Source organism: Nonomuraea sp. NPDC050663 (assembly GCF_044456985.1).
Lineage (GTDB): Bacteria > Actinomycetota > Actinomycetes > Streptosporangiales > Streptosporangiaceae > Nonomuraea.
The window spans coordinates 668,933-686,836 of record NZ_JBITGL010000003.1; the positions used below are offsets into that span (position 1 = coordinate 668,933).

The 17,904-nt window shown below is 67.8% G+C and carries 13 protein-coding genes and 1 pseudogene; 4 read left to right on the plus strand and 10 right to left on the minus strand.

Going from position 1 to position 17,904, the window contains the following annotated elements:
• Nucleotides 1-78: 78 nt before the first annotated feature.
• Nucleotides 79-900 (minus strand): helix-turn-helix transcriptional regulator, encoded by an 822-nt coding sequence (locus ACIBH1_RS11955; protein WP_397313691.1) that lies wholly within the window; start codon nucleotides 898-900, stop codon nucleotides 79-81.
• A gap of 60 nt (nucleotides 901-960) precedes the next feature.
• Nucleotides 961-1,971 carry a hypothetical protein gene (locus ACIBH1_RS11960; protein WP_397313692.1) on the minus strand — a complete coding sequence of 337 codons (1,011 nt, stop codon included), beginning with the start codon at nucleotides 1,969-1,971 and terminating at the stop codon, nucleotides 961-963.
• Nucleotides 1,972-2,334: 363 nt separating this feature from the next.
• On the opposite strand from ACIBH1_RS11960, the gene ACIBH1_RS11965 reads away from it, so the two are divergent.
• Nucleotides 2,335-5,121, plus strand: coding sequence for a BTAD domain-containing putative transcriptional regulator (locus ACIBH1_RS11965; protein WP_397313693.1), 2,787 nt, complete (start codon nucleotides 2,335-2,337; stop codon nucleotides 5,119-5,121).
• A gap of 183 nt (nucleotides 5,122-5,304) precedes the next feature.
• Here the strand turns inward: ACIBH1_RS11965 and ACIBH1_RS11970 are convergent, their stop codons facing one another.
• The gene (locus tag ACIBH1_RS11970; protein ID WP_397313694.1) at nucleotides 5,305-6,030 is read right to left on the minus strand and encodes a DinB family protein; all 726 of its coding nucleotides are present in this window, start codon (nucleotides 6,028-6,030) and stop codon (nucleotides 5,305-5,307) included.
• A gap of 246 nt (nucleotides 6,031-6,276) precedes the next feature.
• Here ACIBH1_RS11970 and ACIBH1_RS11975 point away from each other — a divergent pair, with 246 nt between their 5' ends.
• Nucleotides 6,277-6,708, plus strand: a complete 432-nt coding sequence (locus ACIBH1_RS11975) for an MmcQ/YjbR family DNA-binding protein (RefSeq protein WP_397313695.1) — start codon at nucleotides 6,277-6,279, stop codon at nucleotides 6,706-6,708.
• A 1,020-nt stretch (nucleotides 6,709-7,728) separates the two neighbouring features.
• Here ACIBH1_RS11975 and ACIBH1_RS11980 read toward each other — a convergent pair.
• On the minus strand, nucleotides 7,729-8,139 hold the full coding sequence (locus ACIBH1_RS11980) for a hypothetical protein (protein ID WP_397313696.1): 411 nt from the start codon (nucleotides 8,137-8,139) through the stop codon (nucleotides 7,729-7,731).
• 96 nt (nucleotides 8,140-8,235) lie between these two features.
• Here ACIBH1_RS11980 and ACIBH1_RS11985 point away from each other — a divergent pair, with 96 nt between their 5' ends.
• Nucleotides 8,236-8,352: a VOC family protein gene (locus ACIBH1_RS11985; RefSeq protein ID WP_397313935.1), complete on the plus strand. Its 117-nt coding sequence runs from the start codon at nucleotides 8,236-8,238 to the stop codon at nucleotides 8,350-8,352.
• A 265-nt stretch (nucleotides 8,353-8,617) separates the two neighbouring features.
• On the opposite strand, the pseudogene ACIBH1_RS11990 reads toward ACIBH1_RS11985, so the two are convergent.
• The 6 genes and pseudogenes from ACIBH1_RS11990 to ACIBH1_RS12015 form a co-directional block, all read right to left on the minus strand.
• Nucleotides 8,618-8,964, minus strand: a pseudogene (locus ACIBH1_RS11990) (IS630 family transposase); the annotation flags it as partial.
• 705 nt (nucleotides 8,965-9,669) lie between these two features.
• Complete coding sequence (locus tag ACIBH1_RS11995) at nucleotides 9,670-9,879, minus strand: hypothetical protein (RefSeq protein ID WP_397313697.1); 210 nt, start codon at nucleotides 9,877-9,879, stop codon at nucleotides 9,670-9,672.
• Between the two features lie 6 nt (nucleotides 9,880-9,885).
• A complete protein-coding gene (locus ACIBH1_RS12000) occupies nucleotides 9,886-10,374 on the minus strand; it encodes a hypothetical protein (RefSeq protein ID WP_397313698.1) in 489 nt (162 codons plus the stop codon).
• 932 nt (nucleotides 10,375-11,306) lie between these two features.
• The gene (locus tag ACIBH1_RS12005) at nucleotides 11,307-11,750 is read right to left on the minus strand and encodes a hypothetical protein (protein ID WP_397313699.1); all 444 of its coding nucleotides are present in this window, start codon (nucleotides 11,748-11,750) and stop codon (nucleotides 11,307-11,309) included.
• A gap of 165 nt (nucleotides 11,751-11,915) precedes the next feature.
• Complete coding sequence (locus ACIBH1_RS12010) at nucleotides 11,916-12,065, minus strand: hypothetical protein (protein WP_397313700.1); 150 nt, start codon at nucleotides 12,063-12,065, stop codon at nucleotides 11,916-11,918.
• Between the two features lie 186 nt (nucleotides 12,066-12,251).
• Nucleotides 12,252-16,454, minus strand: coding sequence for a LamG-like jellyroll fold domain-containing protein (locus ACIBH1_RS12015; protein WP_397313702.1), 4,203 nt, complete (start codon nucleotides 16,452-16,454; stop codon nucleotides 12,252-12,254).
• Between the two features lie 303 nt (nucleotides 16,455-16,757).
• On the opposite strand from ACIBH1_RS12015, the gene ACIBH1_RS12020 reads away from it, so the two are divergent.
• On the plus strand, nucleotides 16,758-17,549 hold the full coding sequence (locus tag ACIBH1_RS12020; RefSeq protein ID WP_397313703.1) for an IclR family transcriptional regulator: 792 nt from the start codon (nucleotides 16,758-16,760) through the stop codon (nucleotides 17,547-17,549).
• Nucleotides 17,550-17,904 lie beyond the last annotated feature (355 nt).

Genomic DNA, 17,904 nt, shown 5'->3' on the forward strand with positions numbered 1-17,904 from the left:
CCCCGAGCTTGGGCCCGGACCGGCACGCGAGCCAGAGCGCAACGATCCTGGGTCTCCTACCACCAGGAACATGGCGAGTCAGGCCGCCTCGGCCATGGCCGCCAACTGCTCCATGCGCTCCAGGGTGCCCGTGCCCGGCACCGGATTGTGCAGGACCACCCGATGCCCGGGATGATCCGGGAGAGGCAGACTGCGGTACTCGAACACCAGCTCACCGCTACGGGGGTGGGTGAGAGTCTTGGTGCCGTGCACCGACTCGGTGACCTCGTGCCGGGCCCAGAGCTCGGCGAACTCGCGGCTGACCGTACTGAGATCAGCGGCGAGCCGGTCGAACTCCGGGTCGTTGGGGTGGCGGGCCGCGTCCGCGCGGAAGCGGGCCACGACATCCGGCGCCGCCTCCTCCCAATGGGAGTAGGCGGCGCGGTAGCGGGCGCTGGTGAAGAACGCCACCAGGCAGTTGTAGTCGCGCGCGCCGAGCCCGAACACCTCGCGGGCCACGCTGTTCACGGCCGCCAGCCCCCAGTGACGGTCCAGGATGTAGGCGGGGCGGGGCAGCCAGGCGTCCAGCAAGCGGTGGAGGTCCGCGTCGAGAGCCGTGCGCGGCGCGGGCTCGGCGGGCGGCGGGTTGAGCCCGGCCAGCCGGTAGAGATAGGCGCACTCGTCTGGGGAGAGCAGCAGAGTCTGGCTGATGGCGTCGAGCACCTGCGCCGACACCTTGATGTCCCTTCCCTGCTCCAGCCATGTGTACCAGGAAACCCCGACACCGGCGAGGACGGCCACCTCTTCTCGGCGCAGGCCGGGCGTCCGTCGGAGGCCGGCGTTGGGGAGGCCGACGTCGGCGGGGGTGAGCCGGGCCCGGCGGCCTCGGAGGAAGTCACGGAGCTGCTCTTGACGGTCCATGCCCCCAGCGTATTCAGGACCGCACGGAACCGGGCCGGGGACCGGACCGGTTCGAGCCGGTCACATCGAACTGGACCTGCGACCGCGGTCCGGCACAGGGATGCTGGAGATGGTGAACGGCAGGGATTGCGGGGGCAGCCCCTGGAGGAAGCGGTTGTACTGGGTGTTGACCACCAGCAGCCGCCCGTGTTCCGTGAGCGCGGCCTGGGCCGGGTGCAGCAGGCCGCCCGGCGGGATCAGGCTGTCGGTGATCTTGGCCCGGGTGAGGTCGCGGCTGAAGTCCACGACGGCGACGCGGGGTTCGCGGTTGCCCTCCGCGTAGAGGTTGCCTTGGGTGACGTAGACGCGGCGCCCGTCGTCGGAGACCAGCGCGTCGCCGCTGGGCAGCAGGTCCCCGCCGAGGTCCACCTCGGTGACCTTGCGGGTGTGGCGGTCGATGCGCCACAGCCGGCCGGTGTTGCTCTGCACCGTCAGCAGGTGGCGGTGGCCCACGGCGAGGATGCCGTTGAGGTTGTGCTGGCCGTAGCTCCACTCAATGGGTGAGTCCGTGAGTTCCAGCCAGGGCTCCATCGCCCACTGCCCACGCCGTTCGGTGATCCGGTAGATGACCGGGAGCATCGAGTCGGTGACAAAGGCCGAGCCGTCGTCGGCGATGGTGATCTCGTTGAGGAAGCCGCCGTCGCGGCCGGTGAGTTCGGCGAGCAGTTCACCGTTCTTGGGATCGTAGACGCGCACCACGCCGGTGGCGGCGCCGTTGACGTAGAGGCGGCCCACGAGGTCCATGGCCATCCCGGCGGTGACGGTACGGCCGTCGGTGCCGTCGGGGGACCAGACCTCGGCCGCCTCCTTGTTCACGTGCCCCCGGTAGAGGGTGCCGTCGGCGGCGCTGCCGGTGTAGTAGTGCCCGGTGCGCGGATCGTAGGCGAGGCCGACCGGGAAGGCGCGGTCCCCCGGGATGACGTAGTGGTCGAGGGGCTCCGGCGTGGGAGCGGCGGCCGGGGCCGTGCCGGGGATGCCGACAGTCAACGCGGCGGCCAGGCCAAGGAGCAGGGGAAGCATGCGAAGGCGCATGGCAAGTCAGTCCTTTTCGGGGAAGTGGGGGCGGATCTACGTATCCTCACCCACGTCTGATCACGTTGCCGACAGGTGCCGGTCCCAGGCCTCGGGATCCTGGGTCTGGGACACCCAGGAACGAGTGCGGGTGTCACACTGGCTTATTGGATCGGCAGGTCGGACGCCCGCTCTCAGGTGGAGGGCATGCGGCCGCGGATGCAGCGCTTGGTGCTGGAACGCCCCGGGATCGCGATCGGCGCCGAGCAAGTGCTTCACGGTTGATTCCTGACCGGCTCCAGCGTGCCCAGGAACCGGATCCCCGGCGGCGTTTCCGCAAACCGGTAGACTTCTGAATCTTCGTCGACGTTGGGAGCGCTCCCTTTGAGGCTGGAGATCAGGTGCCTGGGTCCCTGGGAGGTCGAGGTCGACGGCGTCCCTGTCGCGGTCGCCGGGCGGCGCAGGATCGGGGTGCTGGCCAGGCTCGCGCTCACCGGCGGCAAGGCCGTCTCGCAGGACCGGCTCGTCGCCGACGTGTGGGCGCACGGTTCCGCGGCGACCGCGTCCAAGCAGTTGCACATCGTGGTCTCCAAGCTCCGGGAGACCCTCAGCCCCCGGCTGATCGAGACCCTCCCCGGCGGGGGGTACCGGCTCGCGGTCGAACAGGTGGACGCGTGCGAATTCACCCGCCTGGCCGAGCGGGCGCGCGCGGCCCGCGCCGAGGGCGCGACGGCCTCCGCTGACGGGCTGTTCCGCCGGGCGCTTGGGCTGTGGCGAGGCGCAGCACTGACCGAGGTGGACACGCCCTGGGCGCGGCTCGAGGCCGACCGGCTGGAGCACGAGCGGCTGGCCGTCCTGGAGGACCACGCCGAGCTACGCCTGGCTGTCGGCGACGAGCGCGCCGTCGCCGACGAGCTGGCCGCGCATGTCCGCGCGCATCCGCACAGGGAGCGGCCCGCCGCGCAGCTCATGCTCGCGTTGTACCGCGACGGGCGGGCGCCCGAGGCGCTGGAGGTCTACCAGCGGCTGCGCCGGGCCATGGTCGAGGAGTTGGGCATCGAACCGGGCGCCGAGCTGCGCCGCGTGCACCAGGCCGTTCTCGTCAAGGACCCCGTGCTCGATCTGGCACCGTCGAGGCAGGTGGCGACAGGCATCAGCGCGCCTCCGGCCGAGTTGCCCGCCGACGTGCGATCCTTCACCGCGCGGGGCGCCGAGATCGAACGGCTGCGCGCCGAGCTGACGGACGGCGCCGCCGTCACCGTGCTCTCCGGACCCGGCGGCATCGGCAAGTCCGCGCTGGCCGTCCACGTCGCGCACGCGCTGGCGGGGCGCTTCAGCGACGGCGTCGTCTACGTCAACCTGCGCGGCTCCACCACCGGGCTGGCCCCGCTGGCACCACTCGAAGCGCTTCGCCACCTGCTGCGCTCGCTGGGGCTGGACGGCACAGCCGTGCCCGCGAACCTCGACGAGGCTGCGGCGCGCTACCGGTCGCTGACAGCGGCGAGCGACCTGTTGGTGCTACTCGACAACGCCCGCGATGTGCGCCAAGTGCGCCCGTTGATTCCCTCGGGACGCCGTTGCCGCGTGATGATCACCAGCCGCGATCTGCTCGCAACCCTCGACAATGCGCGCCACCTGCACGTCGGCGAGCTCGACGACGCCACCGCGATCACCCTCCTGACCAGGACCGTCGGACCGGGCCGGGTGGACGCCGAACCGGACGCGGCGCGGAAGCTGGTGCGCCACTGCGGCGGCTTCCCGCTCGCGCTACGCATCGTCGGCGCGCGCCTGGCGGCCCGCCCCGACTGGTCGCTGTCCGATCTGGCAGTACGGCTGGCTGACGCCACCCGGCGGCTGGACTTGCTGGAGTACGCCGATCTCGCGGTGCGTGCCAGCATCTCGGTCAGCCACCGTCAGTTGGGCGAGGAACCCGCCGGGCACGACGCGGCTCGGCTGCTTCCCCTCCTCGGCCTGCTCGACCTGGCCGAGCACACCCCGGCGACCACAGCTGCGCTGTCCGGCTGGTCCGAACACCGTGCAGAGATCGCGCTCGGCCAGTTGCTGGACGCCCACCTCCTCGAACCCACAGGACCCGGACGCTTCCAGTTCCACGACCTCGTCGGGCTGTACGCACGCGAGCAGGACGTCCCGTGCGGCGAAGCGACCGGAGCCGTCAGCCGCGTGCTGCACCACTACGCCGCCAGCTCGCGGCGGGCCTCCGAGCTGCTGCGAGGTGGCCGTGGCGTGACCGTGAAGGACTTCCATCCCGAGCAGCCAGGAGAGCCGATCGACACCGTGGAGGCGGCCAACGGCTGGCTCGACCGTGAACGGGACAACCTCCTGGCAGCAGTACGGCAGGCGGCGCGCACCGCGGACTCGGCCACGATGAGTCTCACGAACACCGTGCAATGGTTGTACGACCTCCGGGGCTGGTTCGCGGAGGTCGTCGAGGTGAGCGCGGAACCGCTGCGGCAAGCCAAGGAGACGGAGGACTGGCAGGGGGCGGCGTTCCTGCTGCAGGGGCTCGGTTTTGTGTACCAGCAGGCGGGACACTTCGAGCAGAGCGTGTCCCTCCTGCTGGAAAGTCTGGCCTGCTGGGACAAGGCCGGGCACCCGGAACGGAAGGCGGGGACCTTCAACGACCTCGGCATCACCTACACCCTGATCGGCCGCTACGACGACGCGCTCGACGCACTGGAGAACGCGCTCGACCTAGTCCAGCGAGCAGGACGCAGGGCGCCGGAGGCGTCCGTGCGCAACAACCTGGTGCACCTCCACTACCGCCAGGGATCGTGCGAGGAAGCCGTGGCCGAGGCGCGGCGCGCCCTGGAGATGACGAGGGAGCTGGACGACACCAGCAGCCTCGGCATCGCCCACGACACCCTCGCCGACGCTCTCCGCGCCCACGGCCTGCTTCAAGAGGCTGTTCCGGAGTTCCGTCGCGGGATCGAGCTCCAGCTCGAAAACGGCTACACCATGGGCGCCGCCGTATCCCGCTGGTGGCTCGGCCACACCCTGCACGACCTCGGACGGCACGAGCAGGCGCGGCGAGAGTGGCGTGAGTCGCTCGAGCTGCTGTGCGAGGCCCGCCTCCTCGCCCCCGTCGAGATGGCGGGCTATCTCGCGCAGCCGGTCCCGGACACGCCAGGCCCGATCAAGCACCAGCTGTGACGAGGCGAAATACTCGATAGCGGTGTAGAACTCGTAGGCCACGGCCTCGCAGCGGCCCTCTTCACGCTGATCGCCGACCTCCAGGGCGCACCTCTACGAGCTCGCCGCCCTCCGGCGGGCGGCCCGCACCTGGCTCAGGCCCGCCGGATGCTCAAGAAGTGCCGCGTGAGTCCGTAGCCGGTCCTACTCAGCGTCCTGTGCCTCGATCAGGTCGAGGTCGCGCACGCAGAAGCCGTGGTGCTCGAAGGTCTCGTTGAGCACCGTGCCGAGGCACTGCCGCACCGAGCGGCCCCGGGCGTACGGCGGCCAGACATCGTCGTCGGGCACCGGCGCTCGCCCGGCGAGCTGCTCAGCGGTGACCTTGTCGAGCCAGGCCTCGAGCTCGGCGGCCTGTGCGTCACGCACGCTCACGATCTCGTCTAGGGACGGATCGAGCGAGAGGTCAAGCCCGTGCGCTCCACGGTAGGGCTCGACGGTCGTCCCGATGCCCATAGGCGTGAACAGCTCCGTCGAGCCCAGGCAGCAGCGGCGGAACCACGAGTCGTGGACGAAGACCAGGTGGCGCATCGTCTGCACGGCCGACCACTCGTCGTTCACGCTGCGGCGCTCGATGCCGGGCATACGACGGATTCGCTCGATCGTGGCGGCCCAGCCGGCATGGAGCTGACGCGCTGCCTCGCGCAGATCGGCAGGGTCCTCGGAGCGGATCAGCGGCCGCACCGGATTACGCCGGTCGAGCTCTGCCTCGACGTACGCGGTGACCTCGACCCCGTTCACCACGAGGTTGGTGATAAGCCCGTCGATCACGGCGTCCTGCATGACGACGCCGATCAGGCGTGCCCCGGTCAGATCGCACTCGCGGAACTCTGCACCGTGCAGGTCCTCGTCGACATACCGCTTCATGTTCATGCTCCGCATGCTAGGGACGAGTACTGACAACCTGGCCGCCCTGACCCCGCGACATCCATCCCATGGTGCGGTCGGCTCTCCCGAACATTGATCATGGTTCCAGCCCTCAAGCGCGGTCAGAACTCACGAACGAAACCACCCGCGCCCGACCAATGGTTAGGACAGGGGTTCCGGTGCCGATGCCGACGTGGTTCAGGCTCCTGGCGGGCATCATGCACGAGAGCACCGACAATTTTGGGAGACGCGATGCCGGACAGCCCCGACGTGCCGTACGACGTCCTCGACCGCCTCCGCGCGCTGTGCCTCGCACTCCCCGGCGTCTACGAGGAACAGGCCTGGGTCGGCACGCGCTGGCTGGTCCGCAAGAAGACCTTCGCCCACGTCCTCGGTATCAGCAACGAGTACCCGCCCGCCCACACCCGCGACGCGCCGTTCGTCGGGGATGCCACCGTCCTGACCTTCCGCTCCAACGGTGCCGAGCTCGCCGCGCTCGTCGGCACCGGCCACCCGTTCTACAAACCGAGGTGGCACCCGCAAGTCGTGGGCATGGTGATCGAATCGGAGGCCGACTGGGACGAGATCGCCGAGCTGCTCATCGAGAGCTACTGCCTGCGGGCGCCGAAGAAGCTAGCGGCACAGGTTCCCCGGCCAGGTCCCGCAGTCGGCGGACCGGGCTGAACCACAGGCGTCAGCGAGCGTTGTGAGGGACATGTCGACGTACTTCCTCGCATGCGTGCTGGGTACGGCAAGACGCGACCAGGTGATCGACCTCAGCCGAACGCCGAGATCTCACGGACACGCTCTAGCGGGGGCACCGATATACGCCCCCTTGCACACGCAAAGACCCTGCCTATTGGGAACATCCGGTCAGCTAGAGTTCCGCGCCTGAGCCAGTCGGCCCTCAAGGACCGCTGCGGCTTGGATCCAGCCGAGGTCCTTCTGGTTGAAGCGTCCGTCGCAGAACCAGTCGCTGTCGGCCAGGGCCTGGTCCAGGGCGATCTGCCAGCTATTGATGTGGGCTTGGCGCAGGAGTTCCTCGCGTACCTGTGAGGCTCATTAATAGGATTTTGGGTCTGGCCTGCGGGCTCTTCGAGGGTTCAGTTGGCGATCTGGTACTCGTTGATGAGGCCCCGAGGATGGCCGTGCGGGTGGACGCTCGCGCGCCAAACCGCAGGTCACCTCACTGGCCGAGTTTCCGGCACCCAGAGGCTGCCGCTGTGAGAGGACGGTTTGCGAGTGCATGGTCGTGATGTCTGGCGGGGATCAGCGACGTCAGTGCGCCGATCGCCACGAGATCCGTTAGACGACCCGAACTGCCCTTTCTCCCGAGATGATCACCAGGTGACGCTACCGGCAAGATCGCTATCTAAACGGCATTGGAGGCCTGTCCGCCTAGCGACGTGGCACACATACCGAAAACATACCCATGCTTGCTTCACTGCTCGTATACGCTATTCGAGGAGTGATCATGAAAGCTCGACAGGCCTTCCGTAGTGCTACGGTCGTCGCGACCCTGGTCGGAGGCATGTTCTTCGCAGGAGTCGGTAGTGCGCACGCGGCCAGTAAACACTACGTAGGCACGTATAGCACTGAGGCCCAATGCAGGGCGCTGGGTAAGATTCAGAAGCTGAAGACGGGCTACCCGTGGACATGCGTGTTCTCATTCACGTCCGAGAAGTGGTCTCTGTACGTGTGGCGCTAAAGATTGGCCAGCCCCCTTTTCCGGCCAACAAAGAAGCCCTCTCTCATGATGGTCATCACCGCCGACGCCCCGCACACCCAAGGTGTGATGGGGCGTCGCTCCGCTCCCGATGATGAAACTGGCGGTGGGTGCGGGCCGTAGCGCGTTGGCGGTTCGCCGGACGGCGGGTAGCGATGGTTGAGATCGACGACCACGGTCGACCAGACCCCATCGTCGATCTCTACTTGCCACTCGGTGTAAGTCGCAGCGATTCTCCGCCCGTCCGGCGACCAGCCCAGACCGAAGCCGTCCCCTGTGCCGGTCTTCGCCCAGATCCTTCGGCGTCGGCCGTCGGCGAGGTCAATGAGCTCGATCACTGCCTGGACAGGAGGATCTCCGTCTTCGCTGTTCGGGTCATCGATGCTCATCACGGCAAGCAGATCTGATATCGGGCTCCGCAGTGGCCGGGTCAGGACGTGCCACAACAGTTCCATCTGGATTTCCACGCTGACGACCTCGATGCGATGGAGGAGTTGGCGCTGGAACTCGGAGCGGCCAAACCGGACCATCAGCCCGGCGACGGACGCTGGCGGGTACTCCTGGATCCGGCTGGCCACCCCTTCTGCCTGACGTCTTCCTGACATCACCGGCGTGACAGGCCGCCGGTCAGACGCCGTAGCGCTCAGGCTCGGTCGGGCGGTTCATCAGCCGCTGGCCTCCTCGGAGAGGGCATGGCGCGGATGTGCTGGTCACAGCCACTCGTTGATCGTCGCTACGAGGACGGTTGCCTCGTAGCGGACCGCTAGTTTGTCGTACCTCGTGGCCACAGCCCGATGCCTCTTGAGGCGGGTTGATGCCGCACTCGACCGCATGCCGAGCCTTGTAGTCCTGCGGGTTGAACTTCGGCGGACGGCCGCCGTGGGAGCCGCGTTTCTCGCTGCGGTGAGCGGTCAGCACGGCGGGGTGGCGGACGTGGGCGTTGTGCCAGCGTAGGCATGCAAAGCCCGGGCTTGGACGGTGTGGTTCGGATGGCCTTAGTTGGCCAAGGTGAACTGGCGCAATGGTCCGAAGTGCACCTCGATCGGGTTGGCCATAGAGGCCTAGGTCGGGGTGAAGAGCAGACTGACCTTCTTCTTCTGACCCAGGCAACGAATGCGACAGGTCTTATGCGCCGACACGCTGTCCAGGATGAGGTAGATCGGGGCGCCGACCGGACGAGCGGCCTGGATCGAGCTCAGGGCGGCCCAGGTGTGGTCAATGCTCTTGGCGGAAATCGAGCCGCCCGGAAAGTTTCCGGGCTACGCACCGTCGCTTGGGTCGGGCGGCTCGATTCCTACCCGCACCTTCTACATGGGGCCACAGTCCGATCCCAGGTAGATTCCTCGGCCCCGAGGCGCCCCGGCGCCGGCGTAGCGGAACGTCTTGTAGAGGTCTGAGCCGGAGATCGTGTAGGGCCCCTTGTCGGGCCAGTTGTTGATGTCCACGCAGAAGGTCTTTGATGTCGTGCAGGTGTTCTTCACTTCGACGTAGCGGCTGTTACTTTGCGTGAACCATCTCGCGACGGAAATCCCGCACGCGGCTGTGACATTGGTCGCCGATGAGACCTGGACAGTCGCCAGTGCGGGGGTGGTTCCGCCCATGAGGGCAGCGGCTGCGATGAGTCCCCCTGCCAAGGTGCCGATCTTACGTCTACGCAACGTGATTCCCCTTCTGAGACACCCAGTCCGTCCGACTGGGACGGGCCATGAACCTCACGCTAGGGATCGGCGGTATATAGCTGGTATGTCTGGGGTTGAGGGACCTGCGGACAGCCGTTGGCGGCACCCGCAAGTAACTTAACTGGACGTTCCGACAGAGCCCTCGGCCGGAGTGAGCGGGGGCTTCGGCCAGCCGGGCAGCGCGGTTCGGATGGCGGCACGGCTCACTCCATCTGCTTCACCGCGTGGGCGAGGGAGCGGTCAGGAGTCACCCGTCAGCGAGATGATCGCCGCCCACTCCTCAGTGAGCAGCAGCCGCTCGGTCCACACCGCCGCGTACCAGCCATTGGGTCGGAACTCCACCGCGTGGACGGAGCGGGTCGGGCCGAGCGTCTCGGCGATCAGCTCCAGCGCGTACTGAGCCAGGAACTCCGCCTCCGCACGTTCTGCGGCCTCGCCGATGTCGGACACGCCGTACTAGGAGCGTATCTGCGCCACGACCACCTGCGGGTCCTCGGGCGCCGCGACGGACTCGACCGTTCCCGCCCGTCCGTGCGCTCGGTAGAGGTCCCGGGCCAACTCGAACACCTCCCTGTCGCGCGGCACCGGCCCGTACAGCGCCAGCGATACCACGTGACGGGTGGGCATCGTCGCCTCCAGGGCATCGCTGACCCGTTCGATCTCACGGCCTAGCCCGGTCAGCACGTCTCCAAGGATTGCCCCACGCCATGCGCCCGACTGAAGCTTGGGTGTGTGCCTCCAGACTCCCAGGGGCTCGGCTGTTTGCCGCAACGGGGCCGGCATGAGCAGCAGATCCATCGCGGGCAGCAGGACCCGCGTGGCGGCGACCCGCAGGAGCGGGTTGGTCAGGCGGCGTTGCCACGTCAGTGCCGGGACTGCATCCTGGACGGCCTTCGGCGCGTAGCCCAGCAGGCGTTCCTGGTAGCGTGCCAGCGCCCGCGCCACCGACCCTCGCGACGGACCGGAGGCCAGGTCCTCAGCGAGGTGGACGGCGTCGATGATCGTGGCGAGGCGCCCGCTCCCGCGGTGGGAGGCATCGGGTGGATGGCACCCTCGAGCAGCGTCACCCGTTCGGCCTGCCAGGGGGCGAGGGCGGCGGGGAACCAGAATGGAAAGGCCGCCACAGCGGCGGCATCGGTCGCCTCGATCAGTCTGCCGTACAACGCCGACCAGCCCTCCAGCAGGTGATGCGCCTCCCGCAGCAGGCTGGGCGGGGACAGCGCCGAAGGGTCGATGGAGAACCGGCGCAGCTCCGCGGCCACCGACCACGCAGCGACGGTCCAGTCTGAAGCTTCTGGTGCGTTCAGCGATGGGAACGCGTGGGAGATGGAGCGACAGGAACAGGCCCACCCCGGGACGACCCGCGGGGCGACCGGTGAGTAGGGGTGTCAGACGCGAGCGTGTCCCGTCGGCGGCGGGGCGGTCGGCCAGCTCAACGCTCACGCCGTCGGGCTTGGCCTGGTAGCCGGTGACCGTGTGAGTCCACCGCACGAGGCCGGTGAGCTCACGGGTGAGGATCGGGCGTAGCGGGCCGCGCCCGATCCTCAGCAGGTCGCGGTGGTGGGCATCGGCAGCCGAAGCCGGGTCCGCCCGTGATGGTCCAGGATCGAGAACCGGGAGAAGGGCTCGAACCCGCGCCGTTGTCTCGCAGTGCTGCCAGCGTCGATGCGGGAAGCGCCCGCCCCACAACTGCCGGGCGAGCTGTCAGGGCGTCGGGTGGGAGGTGCAGGCAGTAGCCCACCGTGTGTTCCGGGCGGTGGTGACGTTCGAAGACGGCCGGCTGGATGCCGTGAGGGAGGAGGACGTTGGCCAGCGTCAGCCCGCCGATCCCGCCCCCCGGCGATTCCCACCCGCACGGTTCCCGTCTCCTAGCAAGATCACATCGTGAGGTTGGGCCGGAGGATCTGTGCCAGCGCGTCAGGGTCGCCGACGGTGATGGTCAGCCCCGGATGCCGCAGCAGACCGGTGGGCTCGCCACCGCGCACCGGCTGGTGGAAGGTGAGGCACAACCCACGCCGGGTGTTGGTGCCGAAGCTCAGCCCGCAGTCGGCGAGCGACAGATGCGGGCCGATGCCCCTGAGGGCGTGGTAGGGGCCGGTGACCTGGACAGAGCGCAGGTTGTCCAGGCCGGTCGCCACCTGCCACGGGCCGAACCGGACCTTCAGGCCCCGCTCGGTCACCAGCAGCACCTGCTCCGGCAGTGCGAGACACCACGGGCGTCCTGGGCCGCAGCCCTTCCCCGGACCTGCTCCGCCACGTTCCCGCACGACCCGTACCAGCCGCTCGAACCGGTTCATCCGCAGCCCAGTGAAGGTCTCCACCCACAAAGATCAGCTCGTAACACCCCACCCATATGCGAAAGATGCCCGCTCAACTACTTTCTGCAACAATCTTTTAAGGCTCTTGCAAATGTATTCCTTGCGACCCAACCGCTCGTGGACGGCGTTGCGCCCCACGGCGGCCAGGGGCAGCGCCGGCAGCCGCCGCTAGCCGGGACCGGTGTGCAGCGGAGAGAGTCTGCGCTGAGCTTGAAGCAGCCGGGCATAAGCACCGTCGCGGGCGGTGAGCGCTCCTGGGCTGCCGTACTCCACGATCCGTGCCTGATCCATCACCACCACCAGGTCGGTGGGCTCCAACCGAGGGATGCCGCGGTGACGGCGAGATAGGCATGAGCGAGCATGGCCAAGGTGATGTGCCGGTACCAGGCTTCGGCTGGGGACTCGATGGCTGCGTGGTCCGCAGCGGCGGCCAGGAATCGGTAGGCATAACGTGCATCGCATGCGTACACGGGTGTGCCCAGGGCACACCCGTGTACTCAAGGGTTACCCACGCCCCTGATAGAGCCTGGTCACATGATCGGCGCTGAGTTCGTAGGAGTACAGCCGGAAGTCGTCGATCAGCCCGTCGAAACGATCGTCACCCCAACTGGTGCCACCGATGTAGTTGGCCGTGGTGTTGCCGCCCACGCCCACTTCACCGATGGTGATCGTGAAGTCGTTACGGGTGGCCTGTAGTACGCCATTGAAGTAGATCTTCCCGGTGGACCCGTTCATGGTGAACACCACATGCGTCCACGCACCGAGCGGTAGATCTCGTCCCGAACCGAGCAGCAGCCGCTCCTGGGTGGCGACCCCCGGCTCCTTGAAGGTGGCGCCGAACCCGGTGGTGCCTCCGTTCGTAGCTGATTGGAGCAGGAAGAACGTGTCCGTGCTGCTGCCGATCTGAACCAGGGGCACCCAGTTGGGCAAGGTGTCCGGACGAGCCCAGAAGGACACCGTGAACTGGTTGGTCAAACCGGCCTCGATGTTGTCCGCCAGCCGGACCTGGTTGCTCGTGCTCGCCGCGCCACCTGGCAGGGAGAGCGCTCCGCCGTACTGGCCGGTTGGGCTCCACGACGTGGTTCCCTGCAACGTCGCCGCGCCGATCGTCGCCTTCGTTCCGGTGTTCGCGGCGGTGGTGCCCGACCCCTCGTCGAAGGTGTGGCGGATCGACACGCCTTGGCCGTACATCGCGGCGATGTCGGCGGTGGTCAGCGTGGATGTGTACAGGCGCACGTCGTCGATCAGTCCGTCGTAGGCCGCGTCCGGGTAGCCGTTGCGGCCCAGCCAGTTGTTGGTCGTCGGGCCGACTTCTGCCATGCCGACCGTGAAGTTCGTCCGGGTCGCGATCACTTCGCCGTTGAGGTACAGGGTGCCGATCGGACCTGTGCGGGTGAAGGCTATGTGGTTCCACTGGTTGGCGACCACGTCGCGCGTCGGAGCGGCGTAGACCCGCTCCTCGGGGCCGGTCTTGCCCTTGAAGGTGACGGCCAGCCCGGTGCTTCCGGAGGCCTGGGTCTGCATCTGGATCTGGTAGTAACTTCCCGCCGAACCCAGCCCGTCGCCGATGTGGAACAGACCTGTCCAGTTGTTCTTCGTGTCGGGGCGGACCCAGAGCGAGGTGGAGAAGTTGGCCGCGCCCAGGAGCAGGTTGTCAGGCAGGTCGACCGCGTTGGCGGTGGAGCCGCCGGGCAGGTTGACCGCCTTGCCGAGCACGCCGTTGGTGGACCAGCCGGTGGTCCCGGTCAGGACGGCCGGGCCGGCCGAGGAGAAAGTGCCGGTGTTGGCGGCGGCCGTGCCGGTGCCTTCCTCGAATTCGTACCGGATGGGGATGCCGGTCGTGGGCGGCGGCGGGTTGTCGCCCACGATCACCAGGTCGTCGATCATCGTGCCGGCGCCGGTCCCGGCGGCGGCCGCCAGGGTGAGCTGCTGCGAAGCGGATGCGGCGGTGAAGGTGCCGCTGTACGTGGCGTAAGCTGCGGTCGACGGCTGGGCCGTGGTGGAGGTGAGTGTCACGCTCAGCCCGCTGATCGACAAGGTCGCCGTCGCCGGGGCGGTGCCCGCCGACCGGGCGTCACGGGCGTGGCGCAGCGAGACCCGGTACGACGTCCCGGGGGTGAGATCGCTGATGGTGCGCTGGATGCTGCCCGACGTGCCCAGCGCGAGCTGGTAGCCGGTGAAGCCGAGACCACCTTGACCGGTCGCGTTGCCGCGCACCAGCTGGACCTGGCTCACGACGTTCCACGGCACCATCCGGGTGTTGCCGGCCGCGACGTCGACGGTGGCGGGCGGGTTGTTGGTACGCCACTCGGCGGGCAGCCGCGGGTACTCGAACTGGTCGACCACGCGCGGGTTCAGCTGCGTCATGACGACGGCGGGGTCGATCTGCAGGACCTTCGCCACCGACGGAGTGCCGGTGTTGTCCCAGAGGAACAACATGTACGAGCCGGGCGGCGCGTAGTTGCCGTTGAGCGGCGAGGTGATGTTCACCGTGCTGCCACTCTGGCTGAACGTCAGGTCCTGGAAGTTCTGGTCGTTGTTGAACCCGTGCGTCACCGAGCCGTTGCGGACCAGGGTCACGCGCGAGATGGTGCCGGTGGAGGTGACCTGGAAGGTCCCGTTGTAGCCGACCTTCTGCGGTGCGGCACTGATCACCGGGCGAGGGGCGTCGGCGTTGCCGTTGAACAGGTAGCCGGGGGAGTAGTACTCGACGTCGGTGTAGTTGCGCGGGCCGGGTGTGCCGCCGCCGCCGACCATCACACGGCCGTCGGGCAGCAGCAGAGCCGTGGAGTGGTAGAGCCGGGCGTGCTCGTGCGGCAGGACGACCTCGGTCCAGGCACCGGTGGCCGGGTCCCAGATCTCGGGGTTGGTGACGTAGCCGTCGTTGCCGTTGTTCACCCTGCTTCCGCCGGTGACCAGAACTCTGCCGTCGGGCAGGAGCGTGGAGGTCGCCCAGTGGCGCTGGTACTTCATCGGCTGCGTCGCGGTGATGACGGGGTTGGCGGTACCGCCGGTGATGTCGATGACGAAGCCGGCGCGAGCGCCGTCCGGGCCACCGCCGTTGCCCCACCAGCCGCCGCCGACCTGGAGGATCTTTCCGGGGCGGAACATCGTGGCGGTGGAGGTCGCGCCGACCGGGTTGCCGTTCGCGCCCTGGTTGGAGATGTTCGTGGGTAACGTGCCGCGGAGGGTCACCTGCCCGTTGCCCGCGGGGTTGAGCTCGTACATCTGTGTGCCGGTGAGGTTGAACAGGGTTCCGGTCGTGGGGGCGACGAACGCGCGCGGATACCACCAGCGGTTCTCGTCCGCGCCCGCGTGGTCGGCTCCGCCGTCGCCGTACGCGGCCGGGCTCCTGGCGCCGTCGAGCTTCTTCCAGCCCGAGCCCGCCATCGGCGTGTAGATCTCCGGGGTGAGAACACCGCGTCCGCCGGGCCCGCCGGTCAAGCTGCCGCCCTGAACGACGACGGACCCGTCGGGCATGGTGGTCCCGGTCGGGTACCACCGCGGGAAGTTCATGGGCGCCTTGTTCTGCAGCCCGTTGTTCGTGGAGTAGCCGGTGACGCCGACCGACCCGTCGTTGGGCGCGTTCCCGCCCATGCCGTCGTCGCCGCCGACAGTCATGGTGGAGTGATCGTGCGGGTTCTGCACCTGCATGGCGCAGAACAGGTCGGTGTAGGTGGTGTTCGGGAGGATGCCGCTGTTCACGTTCGACAAGGTTCGGGGCTGGGCGGGGTTCCAGACGTCGATCTCCATCTGTCCGCCCTGGGTGACCGTGTCGTTCCCGGTCCAGTCGTACGGCGTCGCGTCGGTCGACCAACCGCCCACGCTACCGAAGGACTGCACCCGGCCGTCCGAAGTCAACGACATGTTGATCGGGACCAGCGGCCACGGCGTGACTCCGCTCCAGGCTCCGGCCTGGTCCTTCACCGGCGGCGTGCAGTCGGCGGCCAGCAGCTTGGTGGCGTAGGCCAGACCGTTCTTCATCTGGGCGAGCATGTACGGCTCGGCGTAGGCAGTGCCCTCGTGGCCCATCGCGGTGTACCAGGAGCGACCGGAGTCGATCTGCTGGCACCAGGTGATCGGGTGTGAGGAACCCTGCCTGCCCATGCCGTACGAGGACTCGTCCGCTTGAATCAACGTGCGCACCGAGGGCGCCGGGTTCACGACCCAGTCGTACCACTCGTCGCTGCGGGTGATGCTGGCGGCCACGCCTTGCACCAGGGGGTGACCGGAGTTCGTCACGAACACCCGGCCCGGCCGGACCCCGGGATTCTCGGGGTGTCCTTCGGAGACCGCGCCGACCAGGCGGGCGTAGAACGGGTTGACGTCGTGCTCGCTCTGGCCGACCGACCAGCCGGTGTAGTGCAGGCCCATGAAGCCACCGCCCCCGCGGATGTAGGACTCCAGGGCGGCGCGTTGCGCGGTGTCGAAGAGCACACCGCCTGTCTGGGCGAAGACCACGGCGTCGCGGACGGCGAGGTTCGCGGTGGTGAAAGCCCCGGGGTCGTCGGTCTCCTGGATGTCCACCGGCTGGTTGTACTGCGCGCCGAGCTGGGTGGCCAGATCGCGTACGGCTTGCCGGGCCTGCACGTTGGAGGCGTGGAAGTTGGGTTTGTAGAACAGGAGGATCCGCAGCTGCCCGTCGGTGTCGGGGGCGGCGAAGGCCGGAGCCGGGACTGCCGTCAAACCCGCGACGACCAGCAGCAACGCAACCAGTCTCGCGATGGATCGAAGAGGAAAGGGGATTGACCTGCGGGGCACTTCCATACAGAGCTCCCATGAGGGTTCGGACAGACCCCCCGACGCCCAGAACGTATGACGGTGGTAAAAACACTGTCAAGAATGTGTTTCATATATATGAACCAAAGTGACAACAGGTTCGCATATGTGAACTCGAGTCGCACCGTGTGTAATCGTTAGTGCGCGGCCAGTCAGGTCGATCCATCCATGTGAACGTGGTTTAGTCTGGTATAAGAGCTCGACACCATGACAGACGGATGAGGAAGCCCTGTGGAAGCAGACAAGAAGGTCGACGGCAGCTTTCCCGGCCCTCTTGTCAAGTCCGCTGGGCGCGTTCTTGACATCCTGGACGACATCGCAGCCAACGGCCCCAGCACCCAGCTGCAGCTGGCCACCCGATTGGGCATCCCGAAGAGCAGCCTGCACTCGCTGTTGCGCACCATGTGCGCCAGTAACTGGCTAGATACGGACCAGACGGGCACCACCTACAGGCTCGGAGTGCACACGCTGACGGTCAGCTCGGCCTTCATCGACGGCGACCCCGTCCTCATGCGTGCAAGCACGATCCTGGACGAGATTTCGGCCGCCACCGAGGAAACGGTGCACCTGGGACGCCTGGACGGCACGGAGATCATCTACACCGCCAAACGTGAGTCGAAGTACCCGCTCCGCATGTTCTCGGCCATCGGCCGCAGACTCCCCGCCTACAGCACCGCACTGGGCCGGGCGATGCTCGCGGAGATGCCGGAGGAAGCCCGCGAGGCGTTCGTGCCCGAGCAGATCAAGGCGATCACCCCCCTCACGATCACTGACCGTGGCGACCTGCTGACGATCATCGACAAGGCCGCCCAGCTCGGCTACTCAGAGGAGAGCGAAGAGTCCTGTATGGGTGTGCGCTGCTTCGGCGTTGCGCTCCCCTTCTCCCACCGGCCGGTGGACGCGCTGAGCGTCTCAGTGCCGATCAGCCGGCTCAAGCGTGGCCGGGAGGACATCATCATCGAGACCCTGCTGAGCGTGAAGTCCCGCCTATCGGCCATGCGCAACAACAGCCCAGCGCGCTGACGACCGGGACCGGCTGCACTGCGCCTGACGCTTGTCTGGCCAGGTCATGGCCTTGTGAAGCTCTGCACGGCGTGGGCGGTCTCCACTCGTTCCGTGGAGGAAGACCGGTGCGGCAGGAAGGCCGTTCGTGCCTCTTCGTCTGGCCTATGACCGCAGCGCTACAGCCATTGCTGATGAGCGATCGGGACAAGGATGCCGAGATTCTCGCTCTGCGTCATCAGATCATGGTCTTGGAATGGCATTCGGTGCCGATGTGCAGGTGAGGTAAGGCGGTCGATGCTGCCTGGCTCTGCTGGATCTGCTGGTCACTATCGAGTTGCTGGGCAACGCCGAGACCGCCGCGGGCAAGGAGCGG